Source organism: Methylorubrum populi (assembly GCA_036946625.1).
Lineage (GTDB): Bacteria > Pseudomonadota > Alphaproteobacteria > Rhizobiales > Beijerinckiaceae > Methylobacterium > Methylobacterium populi_C.
Map to the genome: position 1 here is coordinate 1577939 of JAQIIU010000003.1, position 14375 is coordinate 1592313.

The following is a 14375-nucleotide window of genomic DNA, read 5'->3' on the forward strand; positions in this document are numbered from 1 at the left end:
TGATGTCGCGTCGGGCGCTCGTTGTGCGGCGCACAATGTGCAATGCACAATAGCGCAGGGTGTGCCCTTTTGCCAGCCCCGTGGAGCCAATTAAGGTTACCAGTTGATAAACGTGTGTCGGCGCGCTTCAGTGTCCACGTCCGGCGGCAGTTAAGTTACACAGGGCCCTGGTGTTCATGCCCCGCGCGACCGTCGGCAGGGCTATGAAGGGGCTCATGACCAGGGTTCGGATGTCGGACCGCGCTGTGCAGGAATCCTCATCGGAGGACGCTTCGACCCTCCGGGCTGCGCTCGTGCGGTGGCGGAGCGATGCGTCGACGGCCCATCTCGTCCGCGAGAGCGGCCCGTTCCTCGTGTTCGATGAGGAGGCTCGACGGGTTCTGCACGCCGCCGGTGCGGCGGTGGGCTGGCGTGCCGGGATCGCGGGGGAAGACGGCGCGATCCTGCCCGGCTTGCGTCTGCCGGAGCAGATCCACCGGGCCGGTGCGTTGGACGAACGGCCGCGCATGGTCCGCCTGCGCCTCGATCCGCGGGGCGTCGCGCCGCCCGTGGTCGCCCTGGTCGCGCGCGTGGCCCTGGGAGAGCGGTCGGCCCTGCTTCTCGCGCCGATCGGAGCCCTGCCGGCCCTGCGGCCGGTCGAATCCCCCTCGACGGCGGCTCCGTCCCCCGAGGCGGAAAAGCCTGCCGTCCCGGAGCCGGCGGCTGTCCTGCCGCTTCCTGCGCGGGATGCGGAGCCGGCCGACCTGCCCGCCCGCTTCGTCTGGCGCAGCGATGCCGAGGGCGTGCTGGCCCCCGTCTCCCGCACCCATCCCGACCTCGCCGCGGCGCTCGCCGGGCGCTCCTGGGCCATGCTCGCAGCCGACGGCGTGATCGACGGGCCGGCGCTGATCGCGGCGCTTTCGGCGCGGCGCACCTTCCGCGCATTGCCGCTCGTGGTGCACGGAGCCGCCTTCGCGCACGCGGTCGAGATCTCCGGCGCCCCGGCCGGCCGCGCCACGGCGGACTTTTCCGGGTTCGGCGGTTTCGCGATTCCGGGCGAGCGGCGCCCGCGCGTCGTCGGCGAGGAGGAGGCCGTTCCGAACGAGGCGCCGGAGGCGGCGCCCGGGGCGGACGGCGCGTTGTCGGTGAACGAGCATGCCGCCTTCCGCGAGGTGGCGCGCATCCTCGGCCTGCGCTTCGCGCCCGACGCGGCCGTGCCGGACGAGACGGCGCCCCCGCCCCGCCCGGAGACGCCGCCGGGCGGTTCGGTGACGCCGTTCCCGACACCGCCGGGCCGGGTCGCCGACGCCGAGGGCCGCGCCCGCTCGGCGCTCGCCGAACTGCTCGAAAGTCTGCCGCTCGGCGTGCTGGTCTATCGTGGCGACGAGGTCTTGTTCGCGACCCGCGCCTTCCTCGCCCTGACCGGCCATGCCGACCTGGCCGCCCTGCGGCAGTCGGGTCTCGCGCAATTGTTTCGCGGCCTCCCGCCCGGTGAGCGGAAGACGGCGGAGCCGGCGCCCTTCGCCCATGCCGGGGGCGGCACCGTGGCGCTGCGCATCGACCACGCCGGCCTCGTCTGGGAGGGGGCGCCGGCCGAGATCTGCCTCGCGCGCGCCGCCGCCGGCGAGAGCGTCGCCGAAGCCGTCGCGATCCCGCCGAATGCCGCGCGGGCGCGGGCGGAGAAGGTGCTGGACAGCCTGGAGGAGGGCGTCGTCACCCTCGACGCCGAGGGCCGCGTCGTCGGCCTGAACCCGAGCGCGGCCGAACTCGTGCACGCCCATCCCAAGGAGGTCGTGGGCGGGCGCTTCGCCGACCTGTTCGCGCCCGAGAGCCTGCCGGCGCTGGAGGCGGCGGTCAGCGCTTCCCGCCGCTCGGGAGCGAGCGAGCTTCACGGTGTCACGGCGCGGACCGGGGCGGCGGCCCTGCGCCTGCGTATCGCCCGGCTGCTGGGCGAGGACGCGCCGGGCTACTGCGCCAGCCTGCGCGAGATCCGTGGCGAGGACGCCGCCCTGTCGGCGCCGACGACGGCCGAACCGGTCACGCGGGAGGTGCCCGAGGCGGAGGCCGCCTGGAAGGCCAATGCGCTCGCGCGGGTCAGCCGCGAGATCCGCCCCTCGCTCAACGCGATCCTGAGCCTCACCGACATGATGCTCTCGGACCGCTTCGACCGGGCCGATGCCGAGCGTCTGGAGGCTTACCTGCGCGAGGTGCGCCTCTCCGGCGGCCGCATCGCCGGCCTGATCGACGATCTGCGCGATCTCGCCGAGATCCAGGCGGGCCGCGGCAAGCTCGCCTTCGCCAGCCTCGCCCTCAACGATCTCGTCGCGTCCTGCATCGCCGCACAGCAGGCGCAGGCGGCGCGGGACCGCATCGTCCTGCGCACCAGCCTCTCCGCGGATCTTCCGTCCCTGAAGGCCGACGAGCGCTCGATCCGACAGGCGGCGCTGACGGTGCTCGGCAACGCCATCCGGGTGACGGAGGCGGGCGGACAGGTGATCGTCTCGACCACGCTCGCCGAGCGCGGCGAGGTCGCCCTGCGGGTGCGCGACACCGGCACGGGCATGACCGAGGAGGAACTGCTCGGCGCCCTCGAACCGTTCCGGGCCGATCTCGGCCCGGCCGCGGAGGGCGAGGAGAAGGGGTTCGGGCTGATCCTGACCAAGGCGCTGGTGGAGGCCAATCGCGGCCGCTTCCGCATCACGAGCCGCAAGCACGAGGGAACCCTGGTCGAGATGCTGTTTCCCGCCGCGTGACGGCTTTCATCGCGGTCGATCTGTTCGGTTTCGCAGACGTTTCGCACCGAGCGGGACGTTCCGCGATACTGTGCAATAAAGTAGCGTACAAACCGATTGCGCAAACCTGCGGGCCTCGACTTTTTGGCGCTTGCCGGGTGTATTCAACTGCGCTTAAGAGTTTTTCGGAAGCCCCGGCTGCGCGGACCTTCGCGATACGATCGGGCACCGTCAGGGAAGAAACCAAATGAGCGAGAAGGTCATCGACGTCCAAGATGCGTGGCGCGAGCGGGCTCTCATCGACGATGCCGAGTACAAGGCGATGTACGCGGCCTCCGTTTCCGATCCCGAAGGGTTCTGGGCCGAGCACGGCAAGCGCATCGACTGGTCGACCCCGTTCAGCAAGGTCAAGAATACCAGCTTTGCGCCCGATAACGTCTCGATCAAGTGGTTCGAGGACGGCAAGACCAACGTCGCCCTGAACTGCATCGATCGCCACCTCGAAACCCGCGGCGACCAGACCGCGATCATCTGGGAGGGCGACGACCCGAACGAGTCGAGGCACATCACCTACAGGCAGTTGCACGCGGAAGTGTGCCGGATGGCCAACGTCCTGCGCAACCGCGGCGTCGGCAAGGGCGACCGCGTCACGCTCTACCTGCCGATGATCCCCGAGGCCGCCTACGCCATGCTCGCCTGCGCGCGGCTGGGCGCCATCCACGCCATCGTCTTCGGCGGCTTCTCGCCCGACTCGCTGGCGAGCCGCATCGACGGCTGCGGCTCGAAGCTCGTCGTCACCGCCGACGAGGGCCTGCGCGGCGGGCGCAAGGTGCCGCTCAAGGCCAACGTCGACGAGGCGATCAAGCGCCTCGACAAGGAGCTCGTGGATCACGTCATCGTCGTGAGGCGCACCGGCGGCGCCGTCGCGATGGAGCCGGGCCGCGACGTCTACTACCACGAGGCCGCCGAGCAGGTGACGGACGATTGCCCGGCCGAGGCGGTGGAGGCCGAGCACCCGCTCTTCATCCTCTACACCTCGGGCTCGACCGGCCAGCCGAAGGGCGTGGTGCACACCACCGGCGGCTATCTCGTCTACGCCTCGATGACCCACCGGTACGTCTTCGACTACCACGACGGCGACATCTACTGGTGCACCGCGGATGTCGGCTGGGTCACCGGCCACAGCTACATCGTCTACGGTCCGCTCGCGAACGGCGCCACGACGCTGATGTTCGAGGGCATCCCGACCTACCCGTCGAACGCCCGCTTCTGGGAGGTGATCGACAAGCACGAGGTCAACGTCTTCTACACCGCACCGACGGCGATCCGCTCGCTGATGGGCGGCGGCGAAGGTCCGGTGAAGAAGACCGCGCGCACCTCGCTCCGCGTGCTGGGCTCGGTCGGCGAACCGATCAACCCGGAGGCCTGGGACTGGTACTACCGCGTCGTCGGCGATTCCCGCTGCTCCATCGTCGATACGTGGTGGCAGACCGAGACCGGCGGCATCCTCATCACCCCGCTTCCCGGCGCGACCCGGCTCAAGCCCGGCTCGGCGACCCGGCCGTTCTTCGGCGTGCAGCCGGTGATGGTCGATGCCGAGGGCAAGGAACTCGACGGCGCCTGCGAGGGCAACCTCTGCATCAAGGATAGCTGGCCGGGCCAGATGCGCACGGTCTACGGCGACCACGAGCGGTTCGAGCAGACCTACTTCTCGACCTACAAGAACCTCTACTTCACCGGCGACGGCGCCCGGCGCGACGCCGACGGCTACTACTGGATCACCGGCCGCGTCGACGACGTGATCAACGTCTCGGGTCACCGCATGGGCACCGCCGAGGTCGAATCCTCGCTGGTGGCGCATCCGAAGGTCTCGGAGGCGGCGGTGGTCGGCTACCCCCACAACGTGAAGGGCCAGGGCATCTACGCCTACGTCACCCTCAACGAGGGCGAGGAGGGCGACGACGCCCTGCGCAAGGAACTGGTGACCTGGGTCCGCAAGGATATCGGCCCGATCGCCTCGCCCGACCTGATCCAGTTCGCGCCGGGCCTGCCCAAGACCCGCTCGGGCAAGATCATGCGCCGCATCCTGCGCAAGATCGCCGAGGACGATTTCGGATCCCTCGGCGACACCTCGACCCTGGCCGAGCCGGCGGTGGTCGACGACCTGATCGAGAACCGCCAGAACCGCGCCTGACGCCGCTCCCTCAAGCCCCCGCCGAGACACTCGGTGGGGGCCGTTCGGTTTGCCCTGCAACCGATGGTGCGGCCCCGGCCGGCGAGGCCGGTGATCCGTGCGGGATCGAGGTCCGGGCGATCCGAGAGAACGAGATAAAACAGTGGCTTAGGGCGACGACCGATTGCGCCGCGATCGAAAGCCGCTCTAAGGTAGCGATTGTGGGCCGGGGGTTTGCCGAACCCTTGCCGCAAAGGACGGCCGGTTGCCCGAGCGGCGGCCGGATGAGGCCCGCGACGATGCGGAGAAACAAGGCCCGCGTCGCGAATCACCTGAAGAACAAACCAGCCGACGGCCCGGCCGCGCGTGGGGACCGGACAGGCGGGAGGAGATCGATGAGCGCCACACAGACGGTGAGGCCGGCGGCGACGTCGGACGTCCGCACACTCCACGGGGCCGATGCCCTCGACATGCCCGAGCCCGACCACCGGCTCGACCGCATCGCCGAGCACCCGACCTTCAAGACCCTGGTTCACGAGCGCACACGGTTCGGCTGGATCCTCACCGGCCTGATCCTGCTCGTCTATTTCGGCTTCATCGGCCTGATCGCCTTCGACAGGGCGCTGCTCGCGACCAAGGTCGGCGGCACGGCCTCGCTCGGCTTCTACATGGGCATGTTCGTCATCGTCTTCGCGTTCATCCTCACGGGCGTCTACGTCGCCCGCGCCAACACGCGCTACGACCGGCTCTCGGCCGACCTCGTCCGGAGCCTCGCCAAATGATCCGCCTCGTCTCCCGACTCGTTCCTCTCCCGGGTGCGAGCCTCGCGCTCGGCATCGGTTCGGCGCTCGCCGCCGGCCCCGACATGGGCGCCGTACAGCAGCAGGCCACGAACTGGCCCGCCATCTTCATGTTCCTGTTCTTCGTGCTGTTCACCCTCGGGATCACCTACCGGGTGGCGAAGGGCTCCAAGTCGGCCTCGGACTTCTACGCCGCGGGCGGCGGCATCTCGGCGCGCACCAACTCGCTGGCGATCGCCGGCGACTACATGTCGGCGGCCTCCTTCCTCGGCATCTCGGGCCTCGTCTACTCCTCGGGCTTCGACGGCCTGATCTACTCGACGGGCTTCCTGGTCGGCTGGCCGATCGTGCTGTTCCTGATCGCCGAGCGCTTGCGCAACTTGGGCAAGTTCACCTTCGCCGACGTGGCGAGCTTCCGCCTCGACCAGACCGCGATCCGCATCATCTCGGCGACCGGGACCCTCGTCGTGGTGGCCTTCTACCTGATCGCTCAGATGGTCGGCGCGGGCAAGCTGATCCAGCTCCTGTTCGGCCTGCCCTATCTCTACGCGGTGGTGATCGTCGGCACGCTGATGATCGTCTACGTCGCCTTCGGCGGCATGAAGGCGACGACCTGGGTGCAGGTCATCAAGGCCTGCCTGCTTCTGGGCGGGGCGACCTTCATGGCCGGCGCCGTGCTCTACAAGTACGGCTTCAGCCCGGAGAAGCTGTTCGCGACCGCCGTGCAGACCCATCCGAAGGGCGACGCCATCATGGCGCCCGGCGGCCTGGTCTCGAACCCGATCGACTCGATCTCGCTCGGCGTCGGCCTGATGTTCGGCACCGCCGGCCTGCCGCACATCCTGATGCGCTTCTTCACCGTGTCGGACGCCCAGGCCGCGCGCAAGTCGGTGTTCTACGCCACCGGCCTGATCGGCTACTTCTACATCCTCACCTTCATCATCGGCTTCGGCGGCATCGCCCTGCTGATGTCCGATCCGAGCTACTTCAAGCTCGGCGCCGACGGCACGACCTACGACAAGATCAAGGACATGATCGGCGGCACCAACATGGTGGCCGTGAACCTCGCCAACGCGGTCGGCGGGCCGTACTTCCTCGGCTTCATCTCGGCGGTGGCCTTCGCGACCATCCTCGCGGTGGTGGCGGGCCTGACGCTGGCCGGCGCCTCGGCGATCAGCCACGATCTCTACGCCCAGGTCATCGCCCGCGGCCGCACCACGGAGAAGGCGGAGGTCAACCTCTCCAAGATCTCCGCCGTCGGCATCGGCATCGTGGCGATCTATCTCGGCTACGTGTTCGAGAACCAGAACGTCGCCTTCATGGTCGGCCTCGCCTTCTCGGTGGCGGCGTCCTGCAACTTCCCGGTCCTCACGATGTCGATCCTGTGGCGCGGCACCACGACCTGGGGTGCGCTCGTCGGCGGCCTCGTCGGCCTCGTCGCGGCGGTGACGATGGTGGTCCTGTCGGACGCGGTCTGGGTGAAGACCTTCGGCCATCCGGCGGCCCTGTTCCCCTACGCGAACCCGGCCCTGTTCTCGATGCCGCTGGCCTTCGTGACGATCTGGGCGGTGTCGCTGCTCGATCGGACCCGCCGGGCCAACCGCGAGCGCGCCGCCTTCGACGCGCAGTACGTCCGCTCCGAGACCGGCATCGGCGCCTCGACCGCGCACGCGCACTGATAACGATCGGCGATGAGTCCGACTCATCGCCGGTTCCGGCATACAAAAAGAGAGGCCCCGCCGCTCGGCGGGGCCTTTTCGTTGCGCGGCAGCGTGGTCTCATACGGTATCCGGTTGATCGCTTCGGTCTTTGCCATGCTCCGTCATCGCGAGGCGAAGCCGTGGCGATCCAGGGCGCGACACCTCCGGATAGGGCGGCGGCCTGGATCGCTTCGCATTCGCTCGCGATGACGGGTGAGGAACCGAGCCGGTCAACCGGAAACCGTATCAGTGCCGGAAGTGGCGCACGCCCGTGAAGACCATGGTGAGCCCGGCCGCGTCGGCTGCCTCGATCACCGCGCCGTCGCGCATCGAGCCGCCGGGCTGGATCACCGCGGTGGCCCCGGCTTCGGCCGCGGCGAGGAGGCCGTCGGCGAAGGGGAAGAAGGCGTCGGACGCCACCGCCGAGCCCTTGGCGAGGCTTTCGGACAGGCCGAGACGCCGGGCCGCCTCCGCGGCCTTGCGCGCGGCGGTGATGGAGGAATCGACCCGCGACATCTGCCCGGCGCCGATCCCGACCGTCGCGCCGCCCTTGGCGTAGACGATGGCGTTCGACTTCACGTGCTTGGCGACGCGATAGGCGAAGCGCATGTCGGCGAGCTCCGTCTCGCTCGGCGCGCGCCGGGTGACGACCTTCAGCGCCATGTCGTCCACGTTCGACGCGTCGCGGCCCTGGACGAGGAAGCCGCCCGCCACGGTGCGGATGGTCTCGCCCGGAGCCCGCGGATCGGCGAGGCCGCCCGCCAGCAGCAGCCGCAGGTTCTTCTTGGCGCCGACGATCGCCTTCGCCTCCTCGGAGGCGTCGGGAGCGATGATGACCTCGGTGAAGACCTCGACGATCTTTTTTGCGGCCTCGGCGTCCAGAGGGCGATTGAGGGCGACGATGCCGCCGAAGGCCGAGGTCGGGTCGCAGGCGAGCGCCCGCTCGTAGGCCTCGATCAGGCTCGGCGCTTCCGCCACGCCGCAGGGATTGGCGTGCTTGACGATCGCCACCGCCGCGGTGCGGGCCGGGTCGAACTCGGCGACGCATTCGTAGGCGGCGTCGGTGTCGTTGAGGTTGTTGTAGGACAGGTCCTTGCCCTGCACCTGCCGGGCGGTGGCGATGCCGGGGCGCAAGCGGCCGGGCAGGCGGTAGAAGGCGGCCGACTGGTGCGGATTCTCGCCGTAGCGCAGGCCCTGCGCCAGCGTGCCGCCAAGAGCCTTGAAGGTCGGCGCCTTGAAGGTCGGCGCCTCGTCGCGCCCCTCGACCTCGGCGAGCCAGTTGGCGATGGCCGCGTCGTAGGAGGCCGTGCGGGAGAACGCCTTCCGCGCCAGCCGCCGCCGCGTCGCGGCGGCGAGGTTGCCCGCATTGGCGGAGAGTTCGGCGAGGATTTCGGCGTAATCGGCGACATCGACCACCACGGCCACGTCGGCGTGGTTCTTGGCCGCCGCGCGGATCATCGCCGGGCCGCCGACGTCGATGTTCTCGACGCAGTCGTCGTAGGCCTTGCCGGCCGTCAGCGTCTCCTCGAACGGGTAGAGGTTGACCACGAGCAGGTCGATGGCGCCGATGCCATGGGCGGCGAGTGCCGCCTGATGCTCGGGATTGTCGCGCACCGCGAGCAGGCCGCCATGCACCGCCGGATGCAGCGTCTTCACCCGCCCGTCCATCATCTCGGGGAAACGCGTCAGCTCGGAGACCTCCTTCACGGCGAGCCCGGCTTCCGTCAGCGCCCGGTGGGTGCCGCCGGTCGAGACCAGCTCGATGCCCCGCTGCGCCAGGGCGGCGGCGAAATCCGTCAGCCCGGTCTTGTCCGAGACGGAGAGGAGGGCGCGGGTGACCCGGATCTGGTCGCGCGGCATCGTGCTGGCCTGTGTCGTCATTAGGAGGGATTTTCCGCGCGCGGTAGCACGGAACCGGCGGGGGCGGCCAGTTGCGCGGGGCGAAGCCTTGGTGCGGAAACGGTCGGTTCAACCGCCGCAAAGGGTTCGAACGGTCAGATCTGCTCGATCCGCCAGCGCACCCGCGCGTCCTCGGCGACGGTCAGGTGCAGGACGATCTGCGCCGTGCGCCGCGCGCCGACGACGCCGGCGAAGTAGACGCTCTCCTCGATCGCCGCCGTGGCGCCCTCCGCCGTGAAGCGCCACGCCTCGCCGGTCGGCAGGCCGAGCGCGACGCTGCCGTCCTCCCGTGCCCGCACGGCGACGGCGGTGTGCAGGTGGAAGCGGATCGCGACCGGCTGGGGCCGCGGGCGCTTGCCGTCGCGCCGGAAGGCGTCCTCTCCTTCGAGCCGGACCGGTCCGTCGGAGAGACGCCAGCGGCGCTCGTGGACGATGCCGAACTCGGACAGGTAGCCGTCGTGCCGCGCGGCGAGCACCGCCGCGCCGTCCTCGGTGCGCCGCTCCACGGCGACGGGGCCGGGGCCGCGCAGGACCACGGGCCCGCGCCGCGCCAGCAGCCAGCGCGCGGCGAGGCGGCCGATCCACCAATCCTCCGGCTCGTCGAGGAAACGGCAGGAGGAGGTGTCGGCCACCGTCGCGGTCGCGTGGGCGGCGGTGCTGCGCGCCGCCCGGTGCCGTTCGCCGCCGCTCGCGGGCGCCCCGCAATTGACGACGATGCGCTGCGCTCCGCTCGTCAGCTCGAAGGAGAGGCAGCCGGCGGCGGCCTCGCGCGACTGGTCCATCGGCGGTGGCGCGCCGACGTCGCAGACCAGCACGACCCGGCCGCGTTCGAGCCGGGCGTATCCGGAATGCGGCGCGTACATCAGCGGCTCGGTGCCGGCCCCGTCATAGACCAGCAGCGTGGCGAGGTGGTCGGCCGCGGTCACGCCCATGCCGTTGAAGTGGCTGAGCGAGGCGTCGCCGTGCCGCAAGAGGCGCAGGGCCGGCAGCATCCGGTCGACGGCGCGCAGCAGCGCCTCCGGCGGGTCGACGCTGCGGCTGAGGAAGCTCTGGCGCAGGGGCAGCAGGTCGAGCAGCAGTTCCATGGCGAAGCGCGGATCGCGCGAGCGGTGGCCGCCGTCGGCCAGGATCTGCGCTTCGAGTTCGCGCACGAGGATGCGGGTGGCCCTTCGCAGGATCGGCTCGATGCCCTCGCAGCACAGGCCGGCATAGGTCAGCGCCACCGCCGCGAGCAGGCGCGATTGCGGCGGCGCCGAGCGGCGCAGCGCGTGTTCCAGCTCCCGGGCCCCCTTGCCGACGGCCTTCAGGAAGGCTTGGTAGAAGGCGTGGTCGGCGCCTTCCAGCACCAGCGGCGACTGGCACAGGAACGAGATCAGCCGCCGGGAGGCCACCGGCACCGGGCTGGCGCGGGCGGCCTCGCCCCGTCCGCTCATGAAGTCCGAGACGAAGGCGCGGGCGTTGGCGCGGGCCAAAGCCGTGTCGGCGGCGCGCAGGTGGCGCAGCCAGCCGAAGCCGTAGAGCGCGTCGGCCCATTCGGGGGAGGGGGGATCGTGGTCGAAGGGCGAGCGCCCGCTCACCACCAGCGAGCGCCCGGCGAACACGAACAGGCCGGAATAGATGTCGTCGGCGAGCGACGCGTCGCTGGTGCGCAGGTCGTGCGGCGCGATGACGAGCCCGGTCACCCGGGCCCGGGTCAGAAGCTCCGGCCGCGCCGTGAGCCGCGTCGCCCGCTCGCGGACCGCGCGGACGATCTCGTGACCGAGCAGGCGGTAGAGCTGCCAGCGTTCGGGGCCCCTGCCCAAGCGGTGTCCTCCGAGCCTTCGAGATGGGTCGTATCGATCGCCGCGGCCCTCGCGAAGGAGGCGCGAGGGCGGCCGGCTCCGGCCAAGCCTGTGCCCGCCCTCTTAACGGCCCTTCAACGCCGTGTCGTCCTCTCGCCGGCCGGCATCCCCGCAATGCACGGCTCCCCAGCCTGCGACCGATCGGCTCCTCAGACCGGTCCGGTCTCGACGGGCCGTTCCGGATCGGAGCCCCATTCGGACCAGGAGCCGTCGTAGAGCGCCCGCGGCGGCCGCCCCAGGGTTTCCAGCGCGAGCGAGACGATCGCCGCCGTCACGCCCGAGCCGCAGGTGGTGACGACGGGACGGTCGAGGTCGACCCCGGCCTCGGCGATGGCCGCACGCAGCGAGGCCTCGTCGCGCAGGCGGCCGTTGGCCTGGAGCGCGGCGTAGTGGAGGTTCCTGGCGCCGGGCATGTGGCCGGGGTGCACGCCGGGGCGCGGCTCCGCCTCCTCGCCACGGAAGCGCGGGCCGGAGCGGGCGTCGACGACCTGCGCCGAGCCGTTGGCCAGCGCCCGGGCAATGTCGTCGGCATCCGCGACCGCGCCGTTGTCGAGCCGGGCGGTGAAGTGGCGCCGGTCGCGCGGGCGGCCCTCGCCGTCCTCGGTGGCGTAGCCCGCCGCGACCCAGGCCGGCAGGCCGCCTTCCAGAATCGTCACGTCGCGCACGCCGAAGGTCTGGAGCATCCAGCGCACCCGCGGCGCCGAGAACAGGCCCATGCCGTCGTAGACCACGACCTGCGCCCCGTCGCCCACGCCGAGCGCGCGCATCTTCGAGGCGAACGCCTCGGGCCGCGGCAGCATGTGGGGGAGGGGGGATTCGGTATCGCTCATCGCATCGAGGTCGAAGCGGATCGCACCGGGGATGTGGGCGGCCCGGTACTCGGCCTCGGCGTCGCGCCCCTGCGCCGGCAAGTACCACGAGGCGTCGAGCACGACGATGTCCGGCGCGCTCAGACGCCGGTGCAGCCAGTCCGGCGTGACGAAGGGGGATGTCGCCATGGGTGTCCTCGCTCGCGCGTGCCCCTGAGTTGAAAGATACCACATCCGGCATCGGAGGGGTTTCGGCAAGGCCGCGAGGGCGAAAGCCGCGACGTTGCCGGGGTGCGACGTGCGGCCTGCCCCTTCCGCGGCCTGCAACCGGCACGATGTTCGGTTAAAGCCGCATCCGGCGCAGGGGGAGGGACCGACGTGCGAGAGACCTATCACATCGAAGTGCTCGGCCCCGAGGAGCCGGACGCGCCGGGCGGGGTGCAGCAGCGGGTCTCCGTGCGCACGTCGAGCCCGGAGGGAGCGGAGGAGCGGGCGAAACGGCTCTTCGCCCGGGCCCGGGTGCCGCAGCGCTCCGGTACGGCGGCGGAGGCGGTGCGGGTGCTCGACGGGGCCGGCACCGAGATTTTTCGCATGAGCCGGTTCGACGAAGGCTGAGGCGATCATCCGTTTCGCGGTCGCCTCATTGACTTCGCAGGTGCAACGTCGCATATCGCACCTGCAGCGTCAGCGGCCGAACGGGGCCGCTTGAGGGGGCTGCGTGACGGTTCGCGCCTTTTTCGAGGTCGCGCCCCGGCCCCTCTCTTCAACGTGAATGCACCCCAGGCCGCCCCATCACGCGGGCAGCCTCCCGGACCGATGGACCCGCCCTCGATGATCCCGTGCGCACGAAGCGCCGGATCGCGGGTTCCGCTGCCTCGAAAGTAAAGACTTGACCCAGTTTACCGATTTCGGCCTCGCTCAGCCCGTGCTCTGCGCTCTGGAAGAGGCCGGCTACGTGACGCCGACCCCGATCCAGTCGCAGGCGATCCCGCCGGCGATGGAGGGCCGCGACCTGTGCGGCATCGCCCAGACCGGCACCGGCAAGACCGCCGCCTTCGCCCTGCCGATCCTGCACCGGCTCTCGCTCGACGACCGCCGCGCCCCGCGCCGCGGCTGCCGCGTGCTCGTGCTCTCGCCGACCCGCGAGCTGGCGAGCCAGATCGCCGAGAGCTTCTCGGATTACGGCCGGCACCTGCCCTGCACCAACACCGTCGTGTTCGGCGGCGTCAACATCAACCGCCAGGAGCGCACGGTGGCGCCCGGCGTCGACATCCTCGTCGCCACGCCGGGCCGGCTGATCGACCTCGTCGACCGCCGGGCGCTGACGCTGGAGGGCGTCGAGATCCTCGTCCTCGACGAGGCCGACCAGATGCTCGATCTCGGCTTCATCCACGCGCTCAAGCGCATCGTGAAGATGCTGCCGGCGCGGCGCCAGAGCCTGTTCTTCTCGGCCACCATGCCGAAGAACATCGCCGGGCTCGCCGACCAGTACCTCTCGAACCCGGTGCAGGTGGCGGTGACGCCGGTGGCGACCACCGCCGAGCGCGTCGACCAGCAGGTCATCTTCTGCCACACCGGCGCCAAGCAGGCGCTGCTCAACCACGTCCTGCGCGATCCCGGGATCGAGCGCGTCCTCGTCTTCACCCGCACCAAGCACGGCGCGGATCGGGTGGTGCGCGGGCTCGACAAGGTCGGCATCGTCGGCGCGGCGATCCACGGCAACAAGAGCCAGCCGCAGCGCGAGCGGGCGCTCGCCGCCTTCCGCGACGGCTCCTGCCGGGTGCTGGTGGCGACCGACATCGCCGCCCGCGGCATCGACGTCGAGGGCGTGAGCCACGTCGTGAACTACGATCTGCCGAACGTGCCGGAGAGCTACGTCCACCGCATCGGCCGTACCGCCCGCGCCGGCGCGGAGGGGCAGGCGATCTCGTTCTGCAACGACGAGGAGCGCGCCTACCTGCGCGACATCGAGCGCACCACGCGCCAGAAGGTGCCGGTGGTCGGCTTCCCCGAGGGCTTCGTGCCGCCGACCCGGCAGGAGGCGCAGGACAACGCCGCCGAGGAGGCGCGCCGTCCGCCGCGCCAGCCGCAGGGCCGTCCCGGCCATCGCCAGGGCCGGCCGGGCGGCGGTCGCGGGCCGGAGCAGCGCGGCGAGTCGCGCGGCCACGAGGCTCGCGGCGGCCGTCCCGGCGGTCAGCCGGGGCACCGCCAGGATCAGCGCGCCGGCGCCCCCCGCGCCGAGGCGCCGCGGCAGGATCAGCGCCGTCCCGACCGGGCCGGCGAGGGCCGGCCGCAGGCGGCTCGTCCGCAGGGTGGACGCCCCCAGGGCGGCCGTCCGAACGACGGCCGCCGCGACGGGCGCCCCGCCCGCTCCGGCGGCGGCGAGGGCGGTCGCGCCATCGGCTGGCTCGACCGGGCGCCGCGATCCTGATCCGTCTCCGA

The 14375-nt window shown here is 71.2% G+C and carries 9 protein-coding genes; 6 read left to right on the plus strand and 3 right to left on the minus strand.

Annotated elements, in window-relative coordinates:
* Positions 1 to 230 precede the first annotated feature (230 nt).
* The 4 genes from PGN25_18910 (at position 231) to PGN25_18925 (ending at position 7363) form a co-directional block, all read left to right on the plus strand.
* The gene (locus PGN25_18910) at positions 231 to 2732 is read left to right on the plus strand and encodes a PAS domain-containing sensor histidine kinase (GenBank protein ID MEH3119591.1); all 2502 of its coding nucleotides are present in this window, start codon (positions 231 to 233) and stop codon (positions 2730 to 2732) included.
* Positions 2733 to 2958: 226 nt separating this feature from the next.
* Entirely contained in the window at positions 2959 to 4905 is a 1947-nt protein-coding gene (gene acs, locus PGN25_18915; GenBank protein ID MEH3119592.1) for an acetate--CoA ligase, read from the plus strand.
* 374 nt (positions 4906 to 5279) lie between these two features.
* Positions 5280 to 5666, plus strand: a complete 387-nt coding sequence (locus PGN25_18920) for a DUF485 domain-containing protein (protein MEH3119593.1) — start codon at positions 5280 to 5282, stop codon at positions 5664 to 5666.
* A complete protein-coding gene (locus tag PGN25_18925; GenBank protein ID MEH3119594.1) occupies positions 5663 to 7363 on the plus strand; it encodes a cation acetate symporter in 1701 nt (566 codons plus the stop codon). The genes PGN25_18920 and PGN25_18925 overlap by 4 nt, the downstream gene beginning before the upstream one ends.
* Before the next feature lie 267 nt (positions 7364 to 7630).
* Here the strand turns inward: PGN25_18925 and purH are convergent, their stop codons facing one another.
* From purH to sseA, 3 genes are all read right to left on the minus strand, one after another.
* On the minus strand, positions 7631 to 9244 hold the full coding sequence (gene purH / locus PGN25_18930) for a bifunctional phosphoribosylaminoimidazolecarboxamide formyltransferase/IMP cyclohydrolase (GenBank protein ID MEH3119595.1): 1614 nt from the start codon (positions 9242 to 9244) through the stop codon (positions 7631 to 7633).
* A 134-nt stretch (positions 9245 to 9378) separates the two neighbouring features.
* The gene (locus PGN25_18935) at positions 9379 to 11085 is read right to left on the minus strand and encodes a heparinase II/III family protein (protein MEH3119596.1); all 1707 of its coding nucleotides are present in this window, start codon (positions 11083 to 11085) and stop codon (positions 9379 to 9381) included.
* Between the two features lie 188 nt (positions 11086 to 11273).
* Entirely contained in the window at positions 11274 to 12122 is an 849-nt protein-coding gene (gene sseA, locus PGN25_18940; protein ID MEH3119597.1) for a 3-mercaptopyruvate sulfurtransferase, read from the minus strand.
* Positions 12123 to 12311: 189 nt separating this feature from the next.
* Here sseA and PGN25_18945 point away from each other — a divergent pair, with 189 nt between their 5' ends.
* Positions 12312 to 12548, plus strand: a complete 237-nt coding sequence (locus tag PGN25_18945) for a hypothetical protein (GenBank protein ID MEH3119598.1) — start codon at positions 12312 to 12314, stop codon at positions 12546 to 12548.
* A 274-nt stretch (positions 12549 to 12822) separates the two neighbouring features.
* Positions 12823 to 14364 carry a DEAD/DEAH box helicase gene (locus PGN25_18950; GenBank protein MEH3119599.1) on the plus strand — a complete coding sequence of 514 codons (1542 nt, stop codon included), beginning with the start codon at positions 12823 to 12825 and terminating at the stop codon, positions 14362 to 14364.
* The last annotated feature ends 11 nt before the right edge of the window (positions 14365 to 14375 follow it).

What these genes read in the sequence shown, in the direction of transcription:
- PGN25_18910 (MEH3119591.1), top strand. Translation starts at nt 231, where the DNA reads ATGTCGGACCGCGCTGTGCAGGAATCCTCATCGGAGGACGCTTCGACC.
- acs (MEH3119592.1), top strand. Translation starts at nt 2,959, where the DNA reads ATGAGCGAGAAGGTCATCGACGTCCAAGATGCGTGGCGCGAGCGGGCT.
- PGN25_18920 (MEH3119593.1), top strand. Translation starts at nt 5,280, where the DNA reads ATGAGCGCCACACAGACGGTGAGGCCGGCGGCGACGTCGGACGTCCGC.
- PGN25_18925 (MEH3119594.1), top strand. Translation starts at nt 5,663, where the DNA reads ATGATCCGCCTCGTCTCCCGACTCGTTCCTCTCCCGGGTGCGAGCCTC.
- purH (MEH3119595.1), bottom strand. Translation starts at nt 9,244, where the DNA reads ATGCCGCGCGACCAGATCCGGGTCACCCGCGCCCTCCTCTCCGTCTCG.
- sseA (MEH3119597.1), bottom strand. Translation starts at nt 12,122, where the DNA reads ATGGCGACATCCCCCTTCGTCACGCCGGACTGGCTGCACCGGCGTCTG.